The organism is Mycobacterium adipatum, assembly GCF_001644575.1.
GTDB classification, from domain to species: domain Bacteria; phylum Actinomycetota; class Actinomycetes; order Mycobacteriales; family Mycobacteriaceae; genus Mycobacterium; species Mycobacterium adipatum.
Window position 1 is genome coordinate 1784776 of the sequence record NZ_CP015596.1, and the last position, 16829, is coordinate 1801604.

Here is a 16829-nt window from a genome sequence, read left to right on the forward strand (position 1 = left end):
TTCCTCACAGGTCGGGCAGGGGCAGGTCGAGATTGGGGAAGGTGAGGCCACCGTCGACCTCGAGGGTCTTGCCGGTCAGGTAGCTGCCGGCCGGGGAGGCCAGATACACGGCGGCGGCGGCGATATCGCTGGGGTCGCCCAGGCGTCGCATCGGGGTGGCCTTCTCCATCGGGTCGCGCAGCGCCTCATTGGAGGCCACCACGTCGAGCGCCGAGGTGAGGATCGACCCCGGTGCGATCGCGTTGACCCGGATGCGCGGGCAGAGGTCCAGCGCCGACAACCGGGTGTAGTGCGCCAGCGCCGCCTTGGCGGTGCCGTAGGCGGCAAATCCGCGTCCCGCGAGCCGGCCCATGGTCGAGGTGATGTTGATGATCGAGCCCCCGCCGGAGTGCTCCAGCATCAGGGGGACCGCGGCGGTGGTCAATGCGTGCGCGGTGCCGACGTTGAAGGTGAATGCGTCCTTGAGATCCTTGGTGGATGTATTCAACAGCGGGCTCGGCATGGTGCCGCCGACGTTGTTGACGACGATGTCTAGTTTCCCGAACGCGTCGACGGCCGCGGCTGCCAGCGTCGCGGTGGACTCCGGGTGCGCGAGGTCGGCGACCACGATGTGGGCGCGCCGTCCGACGGCGGCCACCTGTGCGGCGACCTCTTCCAATTGTGATTGGGTGCGCGCCGCGATCACCACGTCCGCACCGGCTTCGGCGAATGCGACGGCGATGGCGGCGCCCAGTCCCCGACCGGCCCCGGTGACCACGGCCACCTGATCGTCGAGCCGGAATTTGTCCAGGATCATGCAAGCCTCATTTCTGTCCTGGGCGCCACCGTAACAAGACTCCGGCGGCCTCCGGGCAGATTTCTGCAACACGTTCTAATTTGGCGGCGGCTGACAGTTCCCGGTGCGTTGTGCTTGGGCCAGGCGTGGATTCGGGGCTCCTACCTGGGTGCAGTCGAGCCGAAGATTGCCTCCGCGACACTGAACACCGGTAGCTCGCAACGCCGAATGTCGTACCTGGCTTCGGGCTCGGCAAGAGTGCCTCCGCGAACCTGAACACAGGTAGACGCCGCTATTTCTTGGTGGCGGCCTTCTTTGCGGGGGTCTTCTTGGCCGCCGCCTTCTTGGGTTCGGCCTTCTTGGCCGCCGCCTTCTTGGGTTCGGCCTTCTTGGGTCCGGCCGTGCCGGCCTTGCCGGACTCGCGGGCCTTCACGCTGGCCTCCAGCTTGGCCAGCAGATCCGACACATCCTCGGTCTCGTCCAGATCGGTGGGCTGTTCCTCGGTCGTGAACGCCTCGCCGCCTTCCAGTTTGGCCTGCACCAGCTCGTGCAACTGCTCCTGGTAGGTGTCCCGGAACTGATCGGGGGAGAAGTCATCGGTCATCGACTCGACCACCTGTCCGGCCATCTTCAACTCCGCCGGTTTGATCTCGACCTCCTTGTCCAACGACGGGAAGTCCGGGTCGCGGATCTCATCGGGCCACAGCAGGGTGTGAATGACCATCACATCGCGCTTGCTGAAATCCTTCACCCGCAACGCCGCCAGCCGCGTCTTGTTGCGCAACGCGAAATGCACGATCGCCACCCGGTCCGTCTCGGCGAGCGTCTTGGCCAGCAGCACATAGGATTTCGTCGACTTGGAGTCTGGCTCCAGGAAATAGCTCTTGTCGTACATCATCGGGTCGAGCTGATCGGCGGGCACGAACTCGACCACGTCGATCTCGCGGCTGCGCTCCTCGGGCAGGGTGGCGATGTCCTCGTCGGTGATGATCACCGTCTGGCCGTCGTCGGATTCGTAGGCCCGGGCGATATCGCGGTATTCGACCACCTCGCCGCACACCTCGCAGGTCCGCTTGTAGCGGATCCGCCCGTGATCTTCGGCGTGCACCTGATGGAACTTGATGTCGTGGTCCTCGGTGGCGCTGTAGACCTTGACCGGCACGTTGACCAGACCGAAGGAGACCGAGCCTTTCCAGATCGACCGCATAGGCAACGGTAACAGCGGGTAATAGGGTCATGTGGTGGAGCGCTTCGGCCGGGTCGGATTGACCAATCCCGACAAGGTGCTCTACCCGGCCGCCGGCACCACCAAGGCCGAGGTGTTCGACTACTACCTGGCCGTCGCCGAGGCCATGCTGCCGCATATCGCCGGCCGCCCGGTGACCCGCAAGCGCTGGCCCAACGGTGTCGAGCAGGCCGAGTTCTTCGAAAAGCAGTTGGCCTCCTCGGCGCCGGACTGGCTGGACCGCGGCTCGGTCACGCACCGGTCGGGGACCACCACCTATCCCATCGTCAACACCGCGGAGGGGCTGGCCTGGATCGCGCAGCAGGCCTCCCTGGAGGTGCACGTCCCGCAGTGGCGGTTCGACCCGGCAGGCGATCCCGGCCCGGCCACCCGCATCGTGTTCGATCTGGACCCCGGCGAGGACGTCAGTTTCCGCCAACTCTGCGAGGTCGCCCATGAGGTGAAGAGCTACGTCGAAGACATCGGGCTGACGGCGTACCCGCTGACCAGCGGCAGCAAGGGGGTGCATCTGTACGTGCCGCTGGCGGAGCCGATCAGCTCGCAGGGCGCCTCCGTGCTGGCGAAGCGGATCGCGCTCGCACTGGAGAAGAGCATGCCCCGGCAGGTCACCGCGACCATGACCAAGAGCCTGCGGGTCGGCAAGGTGTTCGTGGACTGGAGCCAGAACAGCGCGGCCAAGACCACCATCGCGCCCTACTCGATGCGTGGTCGCGCGCAGCCCACGGTCGCCGCGCCGCGGACCTGGGAGGAGATGACGGATCCGGATCTGCGGCAGCTGCGTTTCGACGAGGTACTGGAGCGGGTCGAGCGGGACGGCGACCTGCTGGCCGGCCTCGATGACCCGCTCCCGAAGCCCGACAAGCTCACCACCTACCGCAGCATGCGTGACGCGGGTAAGACCCCCGAGCCGGTTCCGCGCACGGCCCCGGCGACCGGCAATGACAACACGTTCGTCATCCAGGAACACCACGCGCGTCGGCTGCACTACGACTTCCGGCTGGAACGCAACGGCGTGCTGGTGTCCTGGGCGGTGCCGAAGAACCTGCCCGAGACGACATCGGTGAATCACCTTGCCGTGCACACCGAGGACCACCCGCTGGAGTACGCCACCTTCGAGGGGTCGATCCCCAAGGGCGAGTACGGCGGTGGCGAGGTGATCGTCTGGGACTCGGGCACCTATGAGGCGGAGAAGTTCCGGGACAACCCACCCGACGGGCCCGACAAGGGCGGCGAGGTCATCGTGACGCTGCACGGCTCGAAGATCACGGGTCGCTACGCGCTGATCCAGACCGATGGCAAGAACTGGCTGGCGCACCGGATGAAGGAGCAGCCCGGGGCGACCGCCGCCGACCTCAAGCCGATGCTGACGACGCACGGCTCGGTCGAGAAGCTGACCGCCGCCGGGTGGGCGTTCGAAGGCAAGTGGGATGGGTACCGGCTGCTCGTGGAGGCCGACCACGGGAATCTGCACCTGTATTCGCGCAGCGGCCGCGATATGACCGCCGATTTTCCGCAGGTGCGTTCCCTGGCAGCTGATCTCGCCGACCACCAGGTGATCCTGGATGGCGAGATCGTCGCGTTGGACGCCGCCGGGGTGCCGAGCTTTTCTGCTATGCAGAACCGCGCCACGGGCGGGAACATCGAGTTCTGGGCGTTCGATCTGCTTGCGCTGGACGGGCGTTCGTTGTTACGGGCCAAGTACCGCGACCGCCGAGCTCTGCTGGAAATGCTGGCCAGGGACGGGAGTCTGATCGTTCCGGACCTGCTCGACGGTGACGGGGCGGAGGCGCTGGCGTATGTACGCGAGCGCGGGTACGAGGGCGTGGTCGCCAAGAAGTGGGATTCCACCTACCAGCCCGGCCGGCGCTCGAAGTCCTGGATCAAGGACAAGCTCTGGCTGACCCAGGAAGTGGTGATCGGTGGGTGGCGTGCCGGCGAGGGAGGTCGCACCAGCGGGATCGGTGCGCTGGTGGTGGGTGTCCCCGAGGGCGACCGTCTGATATTCGCGGGGCGCGTCGGGACCGGGTTCACCGAGAAAATGCTGGGCGACCTGCGGACGCTGCTCAAGCCGCTGGAGACCGATGAATCACCTTTTTCCACAGCGCTTTCCGGTCCGGATGCCAAGGGCGTGACCTATGTGCGCCCGGAGCTGGTGGGGGAGGTGCGCTACAGCGAGCGCACCCCCGAGGGTCGGTTACGGCAACCGAGTTGGCGGGGGCTGCGCCCGGACAAGTCCCCGGGTGAGGTGGTGTGGGAACCACCTCAGGTGGCTGGTCCCTAGACGCGCAGGTCAGCGTCCTGGCGCGGGGGAGGCGTCGAGAACGGCGCGGACGGCGGATTCGTCACCGTCGATATGGACGAATGCGGCGACGTCATCCAGTGCCAACGCGCCCGCCGCAAGTCCCAGAACCAGCTGGGGATCGGCGGTGAGAACGGCGTCGACGTCGTGCCCGTCGGGTTTCGCGACCTCGACTCCGGACTCGGTGGCGTGCAGGTGCACCATTGCCCCGTCGACGGCGATCCCCACACGCAACGATCGGCCGGTCGACCGACGGCCCTGGAACAAGGCGGGAAGGGCCACGGCGAGCCATTCGGGACGGAATGTGTCGCCCTCGGGTCCGCGGACCATCAGCGGGGTGGACCAGCGGACAAATGCGTTGATGGGCTCGCGCAGCTGCGCGCCCCATTCGGTGAGCGCGTAGGCCACCGCACTGGCGTCGTCCGACAGCCGCCGCTCGATCACCCCGGCGGTCTCCAGGTCACGAAGCCGGTCGGTCAGCAGATTCGTCGCGACGCCGGGCAATCCCTCTCGGAGCTCCCCGTACCGCGCCGGTCCCATCAGGAGCTGGCGCACGATCAACAGGTTCCACCGGTCACCCACCACATCCAGGGACCGGGCAAGCCCGCAGTACTGACCGTAGTCTCGACTCATCGCCATCCACTTGCAATTTTCAAGTTGACTTGATGATATCAGTCGCGCGATGCTGCTCGATCGGTCGGGACGCTGAGGTCCAGCGCGATGTCGACGAGCATGTCCTCCTGCCCGCCGACCATGCCGCGGCGGCCTGCCTCCTCCAGCAGGGTGCGCGCATCGACGCCGTATCGAGCCGCCGCGTGCTCGGCGTGGCGCAGGAAACTGGAGTACACCCCGGCGTAGCCGAGGGTCAGGGTTTCGCGGTCGACGCGCACCGGTCTGTCTTGCAGGGGGCGCACGAGGTCATCGGCCGCGTCCTGCAGTGCGTGCAGGTCGCAGCGGTGCCTCCAGCCGAGTTTGGATGCCGCGGCGACGAATACCTCCAGCGGAGCGTTCCCGGCGCCGGCGCCCATCCCGGTCAGCGATGCGTCCACCCGGTTGGCGCCGTGCTCCACCGCGACGATCGAGTTGGCCACCCCGAGGGAAAGGTTGTGGTGGGCGTGCACCCCGATTTCGGTGGTCGAATCCAGCGCTTGGCGCAGGGCGTCGACGCGCGCGGCGATCTCACCCATGGTCATCGCGCCGCCGGAGTCGACGACGTAGACGCATGTCGCGCCGTAGCCCTCCATCAGCTTGGCCTGCGCGGCCAACGCCGTGGGGGTGCTCAGATGGCTCATCATCAGGAATCCGACGGTGTCCATGCCGAGGTCGCGCGCGGCGGCGATGTGCTGGGCGGAGATATCGGCTTCGGTGCAGTGGGTGGCCACCCGCACCACGGTGGCGCCGGCACGATGGGCATCCCTGAGGTTGTGCACGCTGCCGATGCCGGGCAGCAGCAGCGTCGCGACCCTGGCGTGGGTGACGGCCGCGGCGACGGCCTCGATCCACTCCAGGTCGGTGTGCGCGCCGAACCCGTAGATGCAGCTGGACCCCGCCAGTCCGTCGCCGTGCGCGACTTCGATGGCATCGACGCCCGCCGCGTCGAGCGCGGTGGCGATGCTGACGGCCTGCTCGACGCTGTACTGGTGTGCGACGGCGTGCATGCCGTCGCGCAGCGTCACGTCGCAGACATACAGATCGTGGGTCATGGGATCGCCCGGCTGGTGTCGCGTGTGTGGATGGCGACGCGTTCGGCGGTGGCGATGGCCGCCGAGGTCATGATGTCGAGGTTGCCCGCGTAGGCGGGCAGGTAGTGCGCCGCCCCGGCGACCTCGAGCATGACCGTCACCCGGGTGCCGATGAACTTGCCGGTTTCGGGGATGTAGAGCGGATTGCCCGCGGTGAAGCTCTCGAACTGCACGGGTTGTTTCAGCCGGTAGCCCGGGACGTAGGCGCGCACCGTGTCGATCGTCTCGGCGATGGCATGCCCGATGGCGGTCCGGTCGGCATCGCTGTCGACCAAGCAGTACACGGTGTTGCGCATCAATACCGGAGGGTCGGCCGGGTTGAGGATCATGATCGTCTTGGCGCGCTGGGCCCCGCCCACCGATTGCACGGCCGCCGAGGTGGTTTCGGTGAACTCGTCGATATTGGCGCGGGTCCCGGGGCCGGCGGACTTCGACGAGATGGAGGAGATGATCTCGGCATAGGACACGATGGCGGTCTGTGACACCGCGGCCACAATCGGGACGGTGGCCTGCCCGCCGCAGGTGACCATGTTCAGGTTGGGGGCGTCGAGATGGTCGTCGAGGTTGACCACCGGCACGCAGTACGGGCCGACGGCGGCGGGAGTGAGGTCGATCATCCGCACGCCGGTCGGTTCGAGCGCGGCCCAGTTGGCGAGGTGCGCGTCGGCCGAGGTGGCGTCGAAGACGAGTTCGACATCTTCGAACTGCGGCAGGTTCAGCAGTCCGTCGACACCGCCGGCGGTGGTGGCCACACCCATGCGTGCCGCGCGGGCCAGCCCGTCGGAGGCGGCATCGATGCCGACCATGGCCGCGACACGTAGGGGTCCGTCGCGCCGCAGGATCTTGATCAGCAGGTCGGTGCCGATGTTGCCGGAGCCGATGATCGCCACCGGCCATTCATGGTGTGCAGTCACGGTTTTCCTATTCGAATCGCAGCGAGATGGTGCCCAGCCCGCTGATCGTGGCGGCGGCGGTGTCGCCGGCATGGACGAAGGCGGCCGAGGTGAACGATCCCGACATGACGAACTGCCCCGCGGACAGTTCGGTGTCGTAGCCGGCCAGCGCATTGGCCAGCCACGCAACCGCCGCAGCCGGGTCACCCATCACGGCTTCGCCTCGGCCCGAATCGATCTCGGAGCCGTTGAGGTGCAGCGTGGCGTGCGCCTGGGGCAGGGCGAGGTCCGCGGTGTAGGTCACCCAATCGCCGAGGGCGACCGCGCCGGAGGAGGCGTTGTCGGCGACGGTATCGGGCAAAGTGAGTTTCCAGTCGGCAATCCGGCTGTCCACGATCTCCAGCGCGACGGCGACCGCCTCGGTGGCGGCGTACACGTCGGCGACGGTGACGCCCGGTCCGCGCAGGGCGTTGCGCAGCAGGAAGGCCACCTCGGGTTCGACTCGCGGGGCGCAGAATTGAGCTGTGTCGGCCACCTCGCTGAGCACCATGTCGTCGAGCAGGTAGCCGAAATCGGGTTCGTCGACACCGAGCAGGGTCTGCATCGGCTTGGAGGTGAGCCCGATCTTGCGGCCCACCAGCGCCGATCCGGTCGCCAGCCGGCGCTGCAGGTTGATCTGTTGCACCGCATACGCCTGCGGGACACCGAAATTCGGGTAGCTCTCGGTGAGCGGGGCGATCGGACTGCGGTCGAGGTGCGCGGCCCACAGGTCGGCCGCCGCGGTGGTGATCACGTCGTTCACCGATCGCCCTCGGCGGCCAGTCGGACGGCCATATCGTAGAGCGCGCGGCCGTGCAGCTCGAACAGGGCGACCAGATCGACACTGTCGCCGGCGATCTCCTTGGCGATGAACAGGCCGTCCGCTCCGGCGATGGCATACGTGGCGACCTGGTCGACGTGCGTCTGCGCCAGCCCGGGGACCAGTTCCAGGATGCCTTCGGAGAGAATGCGGAACGCCTGGTCGCGTGCCTCGACGAACATGGCGCGCGCCCGTGGCTCGACGGGGCGGCGCTCCAGGCCCAGCATGAGACCGAGCCGGATGAAATCGGGGGAGTCGACCAACGCCTTGGCGATCTGCGCCGCCGCGCCGGCGAGTCGTTCGGCGGGCCGGCCGTCGGTGGGGAACTCCCATGCGGCGAGCCAGGACCCGAAGCTGCGCTCGATGACCGCGGCGAGCAGGTCGTCCTTGTTCTTGAAGTGCCAGTAGATCGAACTGGCCGGCAGTCCGCACTTCGTACTGACCGCGCCGATGCTGGTGCCCTCGTAGCCGCGCTCGGCGGCGATCTCGGTGGCGGCATCCAGGATGCGTTCGCGGGAGATGGCGCCGTCCGCGCGCTGGCGTCGGGGCTTCTTGTCGGCCATGGCATCACTCCTTGATCGACCCTTGACTCTGTAGTGATCGCTACATTACCGTATCGATCACTACAGAATCAATCCCGAAGACGAGGGGTCGCAATGACCGATGTTCCGAGCTATGACGTGGCGATAGTCGGCTATGGCCCCACCGGGGCGACGGCCGCCAACCTCTTGGGGCGACTGGGCGTGAACGTCGTCGTCATCGAGCGTGACCCGGATATCTACGCCCGGGCCCGGGCCATCTCCACCGACGACGAGGTGCTGCGAATATGGCAGTCCGTCGGACTGGCCGATCGGCTCCAGGCCGATATGCTGCCCGGCCGGCCGGTGGCCTTCGTGGACTCCACCGGCACACCGTTCATCGAAACCACGATCGCCGCCGGCGGATGTGGACATCCGCCGCAGCAGTTCATCTATCAACCGGCCGTCGACGATGTGTTGCGCCAGGGCGTGCAGCGGTTCGGGAACGTCGAGGTGCTCCTGGAACGCGAATGTCTGCGGGTGGCCAACCGCGGTGATCATGTCGAACTGCTGATCGGCGACCTGCGTGCCGATACCATCAGCCGCATCCATGCCTCCTACGTGATTGCGGCCGACGGCGGGTCCTCGCCGACCCGGGGTCTGCTGGGCATCGGGTACTCCGGGCGCACCTATGCAGAACGCTGGGTGGTCATCGACACCGAGGTGCTCGAGCACTGGGAAGGTCACGACCACTTACGTTTCCACTGCGACCCCGAACGCCCCACGGTGGACTGTCCCACCCCGCTGGGGCACCACCGCTGGGAATTCCCGGCCCGCGGAACCGAAGACGATGACGCGCTGACCTCCGACAAGGCGGTCTGGGAGGTACTGCACCAACACGGCGTCACCGAAGCGCAGGTCAAGATCCTGCGTGCGGTGGTCTATCGCCACCATGTCCGTGTCGCGGACCGGTGGCGGGTCGGGCGGGTGTTCCTCGCCGGCGACGCCGCCCACGCCATGCCGCCATGGATCGGCCAAGGCATGTGCGCCGGCGTGCGCGACGTGGCCAACCTGTGCTGGAAGCTGGCGGCCGTGCTACGCGGGCAGGCCCCCGATGTTTTGCTGGATTCCTATGAGGCCGAACGTAAGCCGCATGTCACCGAGGTCACCCGGCGCGCGGTGCTCGTCGGCCGCGTCATCACCGAACGGCGCCGCGCCCTGGTCGCCCTGCGCAATCGGGTGATGCGCGCGGTGTCGAAAGTGCCCGGCGCCATGGTGCGCGGGCAGAAGCTGTGGTGGATCCCCGTCGCGCGGTACCGTGCCGGATTCCTCGCCGACGAGCGACATGGCGCGGTCGGCTGGCAGATACCGCAACCATGGGTGATCGACGGCAAGGGCGACACGGCCCGCCTCGACGATGTCCTCGCCGGACGGTGGACCGTCCTGCACACGCAGCAGGCACCGGCCGGGATCCGGGCCTGGACGGATCGGGGTGCCGCCTCGATCCGGCTCGCCGGCCCGCACGAGGCCGTCGAGGGTGATGACGTGCGCGACAGCGGTGCCGTCCTGATCGGCTGGATGGCCGCCAAGAAGGCCGATGCCCTGGTCATCCGCCCCGACGGCTTCGTCTACGCCGCAACGACTTCCGACCGTCCGCTGCCGGAACCTCCCGCGGGGTTCAGCACGACCGCACCCGCCGCCCTCGCTTCGATTCGCACTGGAGTCACCGCATGAACACCAACACCACCACCCTGACCGAGCACACCGTCACCGTCGGCGGTCGGCAGATCTTCTACGCCGAAACGGGCAGCGGCCCGGCCGTCGTGTTGCTGCACGGTGGCGGCCCCGGCGCGTCCGGGGTGTCGAACTACTCCCGCAACATCGATGCGCTCGCCGAGGAGTTTCGGGTGATCGTGCCCGACCTGCCCGGCTACGGACGCTCCAGCAAGGGTGTCGACGGAAACGACCCGTTCGGATACCTCGCCAACGGCATTCGCGGATTGATGAACCACCTCGGCATCGACCGCGCGCACCTGGTCGGCAACTCCTACGGCGGCGCCTGCGCGCTGAGACTGGCCTTGGACACCCCCGAGCGGGTGGACAAGATGGTGTTGATGGGTCCCGGCGGCATCGGCACCACCCGCGCGCTGCCGACGGCAGGGCTGCAGAGCCTGTTCGCCTACTACGGCGGTGACGGCCCGTCCCGGGCCAAGCTGGACACCTTCATTCGCCAATACCTGGTCTACGACGGGGATTCCGTGCCCGCAGAGGTCATCGACACCCGGTACCTGTCGAGCATCGACCCCGAGGTCGTCGCGAACCCGCCGCTGCGTCGCCCGTCCGGGTTGTTCGCCTTGCGCACACTGTGGCGAATGGACTTCACCCGGGACAGCAGACTTGCCCATCTGCCCACTCCGACATTGGTGATATGGGGCCGCGACGACAAGGTCAACCGCCCCAGCGGCGGTCAGATGCTGGCCGATGCCCTGCCCAACTGCGACCTGCTGCTCGCTGCCAACGCCGGACATTGGGTGCAGTGGGAACGCGCCGACTTCTTCAATCACGTCACCCGCGCGTTCCTGGGCGCATGAACATCTTCGGCAAGGCGCACCTGGGCTATCTGGTGGTCGAGACCGACAGGTTCTCCGACTGGCGGCGCTTCGGCGAGGACGCCATCGGCATGCACTGCGACGAACTCAGCGCCCAGCACCTGCGATTTCGGCTCGACGATCACGCGTGCCGTTTCCTGCTCCAGCGGGGACCGGCGGAAGATGTCACCACCATCGGCTGGCAGCTCGATGATCACGGCACCTTCGAGGAGGTCGTCCGGCGCGTCACCGGCGCCGGCGTGCCCGTCACCGAGGGCACATGCGAGGAGGCCGTGCTGCGCGGCGTCGAGCGACTGGTGCGCTTCCCCGGGCCGAAGGGGCTCACCCAGGAGATCTTCACCGCGCCCACCATCACCGCCGCGCCGAACCTGCGGTACGGCGAATTCGTCACCGGCGCATCGGGAATGGGTCACGTGGCGATCACCTCCACCAAACCCGGTCAGATGCACGGCTATTACGCCACGGTCTTCGACGCCCGGTTGTCGGACTACATCGACGAGACCATCAGCGGGCTCAAGTTCAAGATCCGCTTCCTGCGCGTCAACGAGCGCCACCACTCCGTGGCGATCGCCGCGGTGCGCGGCCTGCCGGTCAACCCGATCCGCACCCGCGTGCAGCACCTCAACATCCAGGCGGCGGACCTCGACGCCATGGTGGACTCGTATCGACGCGTCACGGCACTGGGTTTCGACATGGCACTCGACGTCGGGCAGCACACCAATGACCGCGAACTGTCCTACTACGCGGTCACCCCGTCCGGTTTCGAATGGGAAGTCGGATGGAATCCCATCGTCGTCGACGAAACCACCTGGGAGACAACCACCCATCAGGGCATCAGCATATGGGGTCATACCCCGGTCGGGCAGACCGTCGTCGACAAACTCGCCCAGTTCAAGACCGGTGCGCAATCCCTGCTGCACCGCGAGGACACGGTACCGGCGCTGGTGGGCGGCATTGCCGGGTGAGACCGGGCAGCGCGCGTCCTAGGTCCCGTAGAGATTAGGTCCCGTAGAGATGCAGCGCCCGGGCCGCGGCCGTGGCCACGTCACCACTGAGCCCGACGATCGGTGGCCCGCCGGGCTGGTGGATCACGTTGGCGAGCACGACCACGTAGGTGTCCGATTGTGGGTCCATCCACAGCGTGGTGCCGGTGAAACCGGTATGTCCGAAGCTCCCGACGGGAAAGATGTCGCCGCGCGGCCGGGAATGGGCTGTGTCGATGTCCCAGCCGAAACCGCGCAGGTCCGGTAGCGGGCTGGGCTGCTGGGGACTGGTCATCAGCGCGAGGGTCGACTGCGTCAAGGGAAAGGTGCTCGGACGGCCGGCGAGCCGGTCGAGCAGGGCCTGTGCGAACAGCCCGACATCGTGTGCGGTGGTGAACACCCCGGCGCTGCCGGTCGCCCCGCCCATCCGGCGTGCCGTCGGGTCGTGCGCGGTGCCGCGCAGGAGGTGGCCGTGGTCGGGGTTGAGACCCGGGGTGTCGCCATCGTGTGCCGTGGGTGCGACGCGCGCCAGCAGATCGGTGCTCCATGACCCCGGCGGGCAGTCGCTCACCGCGGGCGCGTCGGTGTCGACGGCGATCGCGTTGCCCCGAACCATATGTGGTCCACACGCTTCGGCGACCGGGAGGTAGTGGGTGTCGTGCATGCCCAATGGCGTGAACACATTGCGCTGCACGTAGGTGTCTATCGATTGGCCGGTGAGCTTCTCGACGATCGCCCCGACGAGGATGAAGCCGATATCGGAGTAGTGGAAGAGTTGCCCGGGCTCGAACACCACTTGCGCGGCGAGGGCCCGACGCGTCCCCTCGGCTTTGTCGGCCCGCGCCAGCCCCCACGGCCCGTCCAGGCTCAGGTCGCCCGCGATACCGGAGGTGTGCGTGAGCAGCAGACGCAGCGTCACCTGGGCGCGCCGGGGATCATCGAGTGGATTGAAATCCGGCAGATAGGTCTGCACCGGCTCGTCGAGCTGAACTCGGCCCTGCTCGTACAGCGCCATGATGGCGGTCGCGGTGGCGAGGCTCTTCGTCAGGGAGGCCAGGTCGAAGATGGTGTCCACGGTCATTGGCTCCGCCGGCGCCGGCACCCCGTCCAGACCGGGCTCGCCGGCGAGCTTTCGCACGCCGAAGGCCTGCCGGAACACCACATTGCCGGCGTGCCCGATCTGCACCACCGCACCCGGTAGGCGGTGCTGCGCGATGGCTTGTTCCACCAGCGCGGACACCGGCGCGAATTCCTTCGACAGCACCGAGGGCACCGGCGTGCGCGACGCGGTACCGGAACTCTGCGTGCTGGAAGCGGCCGGTGGTGGCCGCGTCGGGTGTCCGCAGGAAGCCGCCACGGCGACAGTGAGCACCACCGCCGCCGTGGCGCGGGCCATCCGCGAACCCGACACCGTCACCCGGCAACGGTAGCCCGGCCGGTGGCGCTACGCCGCGGCCGTCATTGCTGTCGGGGGTCACCGGTGCATTCTCCGATTCGATGGTCATTGCACTTCACCGATACCGGGTGCGGTGTCGATGTACGCTCGGCAATGATTTGCTGACCAGCGGCACGGGGGCCACGACGATGACGGCGGCGGGACCGGGTAAGTGGTTGTCACGCACCAACCACTACGGGTGGATCACCGATTACCTCGTTGCGCGGCGCATGACCGGCGCCGTGCGAGTGATCATGGCACTGGTCGCCGGATCCCTGGCGGTGTGCCTGCTGGCGCTGCTGAACAGCGTCGACGCTCCCCGGTCCGCCATCCCGCTGGCGATGATGTGGACCGCGTTCGCCGGCGGCGTCGCGGGTGCGGCCCTGTGGGTGCTGAAATGGCCGACGCGGGGTGAGTCGCTGGCCTTCGCCCTGGTCTCCAACACTTCGGTGGCGCTGGCGTGCCTGTCGTACCCGAATCCGCAGGGCGGGCTCACCGGCTGTATCGCCTTCGCGACCGCCGCCGCCTATATCGCCTTCTTCCACGGGACGGCGTTGGTGCTGTACAACTTCGTCCTGGCCACCGCCGTCGCTCTGGTCGTCGCGGTCCGTGTCGTCGATTCCGGGCACCTCGCACTGGCGTTGGTGGACATCTTCCTGGTGTTGCAGGTCAACATCGTCATGCCGCTCGCCATCCATGTGTTGGTCCGCGCGCTCGGTGTGGATCTCGAACAGGCCGAGCGGGATCCGCTCACCGGCCTGCTGAACCGGCGGGCGCTGCAACAGCACGTCAGGAAGATGTTGGCCGGCACCGACCGTGAGTATCTGGTGGTGGCGGTGGTGGACCTCGACGATTTCAAACACATCAACGACACGTACGGGCACCAGGCCGGTGACGACGCCCTGGTGGCGGTCGGGCGCGCGCTGGGGCACGCCGTCTTCGACACCACCGCGGTGATCGGACGGATCGGAGGCGAGGAGTTTGTCGTCGCCGCCGCCTGTCGGACCGCGGACCCGACGCTGCTGTCGCGGCGCATCTGCAAGGCCATCGCCGACCTCCCGGTGCACGTCACGGCCAGCGTCGGGACGTCATCGGCCGAGATTCGCTCGCTCGACGGTGACGAGGCGGCGCTGCACACCCTGATCGAGCGCCTGGTGGTGGCCGCCGATGAGGCGATGTACCGCGCGAAGCGAGCCGGCGGCAACAGGTTTCGTCATGCCAGCTGATCCGGCGGCGGGACTCCGGGCGGACGCGGTACGCGCGCATTTCCGATGAGTCAACGTGTCACAGGCAGGTGGCATAATAGAACACATGTTCGAGAGCCGGGGTGTGGTCTCCCACCTTGATGCCGCGCGTGATCAGTTGCGCGCCGAACGCACAGCGGTGGCCGCGAAGATTCTGGAGGCGGGCAGGTTCGCGTTGGCGCGGATGGCCGAGTTGGGGCACGCCTTCGAGGACCTGATCGTCGATGACTGGGAACTGGCCGCCGCGGAGCTGGGTGCCGAACTGGGGATCAGCCGCGGGCGGGCCTGCACCTTGATCACCCAGGGGCGGGACCTGCTCACCCGGTTGCCGAAGTTCGCCGGTATCTTCGCCACCGGCACCGTGGATTTGCGGGTGCTGCGGGTCATCCTGCACCGCACCGCCCTGGTCACCGACTCGGACGTGATGTCGGTCATCGACGCGCAGCTGGCCGCGGCGGCCCCGGCATGGAATGCGCGCTCCGATGAGCGGATCGGGGAGTTGGTGGACTGGATGGTCATCGATGTCGACCCTGAGGCGGTGCGCCGGGCGCGCAGCGCTCGCCGATCGCGCAGTATCCGGGTGGAACCGGTCGGGGACGGGATGGTGGAGATCTACGGGCGTGTGGATGCCGCCAAGGGTGCGGTGTTCGATCAGCGCCTCGATGAGCTGGCCCGCACCACCTGCCCGGATGACCCCCGCACCTTCGATGAGCGCCGCGCCGATGCCATCGATCTTCCGGCCCTGGGTGCCAGCGCGTTGCCGTGTGAGTGCGGCAACGAGCACTGCCCCGCCGCGGGCAGCGAGGCGCCCACCGGCCATATTGTCCTTCACCTGCATGGGGACCGCGACACCGTCGAGGGCCGCTCGGATCGTCCGGCCCTGCTGCCCGGGTACGGGCCGGTCCCGGCCGAGCAGGTCCGCAAGATGGCCCCACGCGCGAAGATTGCGCCGGTGCCCGATGCCGCGGATCTGGGGACCGAACGCGGGTACCAGCCATCCCGCACGCTCACCGAGTTCATCGCCTGCCGGGATCTGACCTGCCGGTGGCCCGGCTGCACTATCCCGGTTGCGCGTTGCGATATCGACCACACCACGCCGTGGCCCTACGGACCCACCCACCCGTCGAACACCAAGTTGTACTGTCGAATCCATCACTTGATCAAGACATTTCACTGCGGTCCGCAAGGTTGGATCGATCAGCAACACCCGGACGGCACCATCACGATCACCGCCCCCAACGGCCGGGTGTACACCACCACGCCCGACGGCGCGCTGTTCTTCCCCACGCTGGCCACCCCCACCGCGACGCTGGTCGTGCCACCGGCACCGCCACCGGGCCCACACCGTGAACTCGCCGCCCCCAAACGCACGCGCACCCGCGCCCAGAACCGCGCCTACCGAATAGCCCACGAACGCGCACTCAACCGCGCCGACTACGAAGCCAACCCGCCACCGTTCTGACGGCTTCAGGCTCGAATCACACTGGGCCCCAGCGCTTCGTACCGGTGAGCGTCGGGCACCGGGAGCTCGGTGCCGGTCACGATGGTCTGAAAGTCGGACACCTCGGCGAATCGGCAGAAGCTGGTCTGCCCGAACTTCGAGTGCGCGGCGACCAGCACCCGGCGCGAGGCGACCCGTACCGCGGTCTGCTTCACCGCGGCCACCGCCGGATCGGGCGTGGTGAGGCCGTGCTCCAAACAGATGGCGTTGGTCCCGAGAAAGGCCACGTCGATGACCAGACTGCGCAGCCGCTCCAAGGCCCATTCATCCACCGTGGCAAGGGTTCTGCCGCGCATCCGGCCGCCCAGCAGCAGCACCGTCACGGTGCTGCTGTGCGCCAGTGCCTCGGCGGCCAGCAGCGACGCGGTCACCACGGTCAGGCTCTGGTCGGCGAGCAACTCGGCGATCAGGCGGGGGGTGAACCCCTCGTCCAGATAGACGGTTTCCGCGCCGTGCAGCTCGTTGGCCGCTGCGCCGGCGATCCGGTGTTTCTGGGCCAGATCCACCTGACTGCGAAACTCGACACCGGACTCGAAGGCCACCGTCTCCAGCGGGACCGCCCCACCGTGCACCCGCTTGAGCAGTCGTCGGCCCGCCAGCACCTTGAGGTCCCGGCGGATGGTCTCCGTCGCCACCTGGAGTTCCTCGGCCAGGGCGGGTACCTCGACGCGCCCCCGACTGCGGGCGAACTCGACGATCTGGCGCTGGCGGCTGTCCGAATCCAC

Annotated in this window: 15 protein-coding genes; 6 read left to right on the forward strand and 9 right to left on the reverse strand. The window is 67.8% G+C overall.

Features of this window, described 5'->3' with window-relative positions:
- Window positions 1-4: 4 nt before the first annotated feature.
- Both A7U43_RS08550 and ku read right to left on the reverse strand, forming a co-directional pair.
- A complete protein-coding gene (locus A7U43_RS08550) occupies window positions 5-796 on the reverse strand; it encodes an SDR family oxidoreductase (protein WP_067993508.1) in 792 nt (263 codons plus the stop codon).
- Window positions 797-1067: 271 nt separating this feature from the next.
- On the reverse strand, window positions 1068-1982 hold the full coding sequence (gene ku / locus A7U43_RS08555) for a non-homologous end joining protein Ku (RefSeq protein ID WP_067993511.1): 915 nt from the start codon (window positions 1980-1982) through the stop codon (window positions 1068-1070).
- Window positions 1983-2013: 31 nt separating this feature from the next.
- Here ku and A7U43_RS08560 point away from each other — a divergent pair, with 31 nt between their 5' ends.
- Window positions 2014-4302: an ATP-dependent DNA ligase gene (locus A7U43_RS08560; protein WP_067993512.1), complete on the forward strand. Its 2289-nt coding sequence runs from the start codon at window positions 2014-2016 to the stop codon at window positions 4300-4302.
- 9 nt (window positions 4303-4311) lie between these two features.
- Here A7U43_RS08560 and A7U43_RS08565 read toward each other — a convergent pair whose 3' ends face one another.
- From A7U43_RS08565 to A7U43_RS08585, 5 genes are read right to left on the reverse strand one after another with little or no spacing between them, the layout of a single operon-like run.
- On the reverse strand, window positions 4312-4953 hold the full coding sequence (locus A7U43_RS08565; protein ID WP_068002210.1) for a winged helix-turn-helix transcriptional regulator: 642 nt from the start codon (window positions 4951-4953) through the stop codon (window positions 4312-4314).
- Between the two features lie 38 nt (window positions 4954-4991).
- Entirely contained in the window at window positions 4992-6023 is a 1032-nt protein-coding gene (dmpG, locus tag A7U43_RS08570; RefSeq protein WP_067993515.1) for a 4-hydroxy-2-oxovalerate aldolase, read from the reverse strand.
- The gene (locus A7U43_RS08575) at window positions 6020-6952 is read right to left on the reverse strand and encodes an acetaldehyde dehydrogenase (acetylating) (RefSeq protein WP_067993518.1); all 933 of its coding nucleotides are present in this window, start codon (window positions 6950-6952) and stop codon (window positions 6020-6022) included. Before A7U43_RS08575 ends, dmpG begins: the two co-directional genes overlap by 4 nt.
- 31 nt (window positions 6953-6983) lie before the next feature.
- The gene (locus tag A7U43_RS08580) at window positions 6984-7757 is read right to left on the reverse strand and encodes a 2-keto-4-pentenoate hydratase (protein ID WP_067993522.1); all 774 of its coding nucleotides are present in this window, start codon (window positions 7755-7757) and stop codon (window positions 6984-6986) included.
- Complete coding sequence (locus tag A7U43_RS08585) at window positions 7754-8377, reverse strand: TetR/AcrR family transcriptional regulator (RefSeq protein WP_067993525.1); 624 nt, start codon at window positions 8375-8377, stop codon at window positions 7754-7756. Before A7U43_RS08585 ends, A7U43_RS08580 begins: the two co-directional genes overlap by 4 nt.
- 93 nt (window positions 8378-8470) lie before the next feature.
- Between A7U43_RS08585 and A7U43_RS08590 the strand changes: the two genes are divergently transcribed.
- From A7U43_RS08590 to A7U43_RS08600, 3 genes are read left to right on the forward strand one after another with little or no spacing between them, the layout of a single operon-like run.
- Window positions 8471-10066 carry a bifunctional 3-(3-hydroxy-phenyl)propionate/3-hydroxycinnamic acid hydroxylase gene (locus A7U43_RS08590; RefSeq protein WP_067993527.1) on the forward strand — a complete coding sequence of 532 codons (1596 nt, stop codon included), beginning with the start codon at window positions 8471-8473 and terminating at the stop codon, window positions 10064-10066.
- A complete protein-coding gene (locus A7U43_RS08595) occupies window positions 10063-10923 on the forward strand; it encodes an alpha/beta fold hydrolase (protein ID WP_067993529.1) in 861 nt (286 codons plus the stop codon). The genes A7U43_RS08590 and A7U43_RS08595 overlap by 4 nt, the downstream gene beginning before the upstream one ends.
- Window positions 10920-11906 (forward strand): VOC family protein, encoded by a 987-nt coding sequence (locus tag A7U43_RS08600; RefSeq protein ID WP_067993535.1) that lies wholly within the window; start codon window positions 10920-10922, stop codon window positions 11904-11906. The genes A7U43_RS08595 and A7U43_RS08600 overlap by 4 nt, the downstream gene beginning before the upstream one ends.
- A gap of 34 nt (window positions 11907-11940) precedes the next feature.
- On the opposite strand, the gene A7U43_RS08605 is transcribed toward A7U43_RS08600, so the two are convergent.
- Window positions 11941-13320 carry a serine hydrolase domain-containing protein gene (locus A7U43_RS08605; protein ID WP_082902055.1) on the reverse strand — a complete coding sequence of 460 codons (1380 nt, stop codon included), beginning with the start codon at window positions 13318-13320 and terminating at the stop codon, window positions 11941-11943.
- A 158-nt stretch (window positions 13321-13478) separates the two neighbouring features.
- On the opposite strand from A7U43_RS08605, the gene A7U43_RS08610 reads away from it, so the two are divergent.
- Together A7U43_RS08610 and A7U43_RS08615 are read left to right on the forward strand one after the other, a co-directional pair.
- Window positions 13479-14585 carry a GGDEF domain-containing protein gene (locus A7U43_RS08610; protein WP_231963554.1) on the forward strand — a complete coding sequence of 369 codons (1107 nt, stop codon included), beginning with the start codon at window positions 13479-13481 and terminating at the stop codon, window positions 14583-14585.
- A gap of 85 nt (window positions 14586-14670) precedes the next feature.
- The gene (locus tag A7U43_RS08615) at window positions 14671-16065 is read left to right on the forward strand and encodes an HNH endonuclease signature motif containing protein (RefSeq protein WP_067993541.1); all 1395 of its coding nucleotides are present in this window, start codon (window positions 14671-14673) and stop codon (window positions 16063-16065) included.
- Window positions 16066-16070: 5 nt separating this feature from the next.
- On the opposite strand, the gene A7U43_RS08620 is transcribed toward A7U43_RS08615, so the two are convergent.
- Window positions 16071-16829, reverse strand: coding sequence for a DeoR/GlpR family DNA-binding transcription regulator (locus A7U43_RS08620; RefSeq protein WP_067993544.1), 759 nt, complete (start codon window positions 16827-16829; stop codon window positions 16071-16073).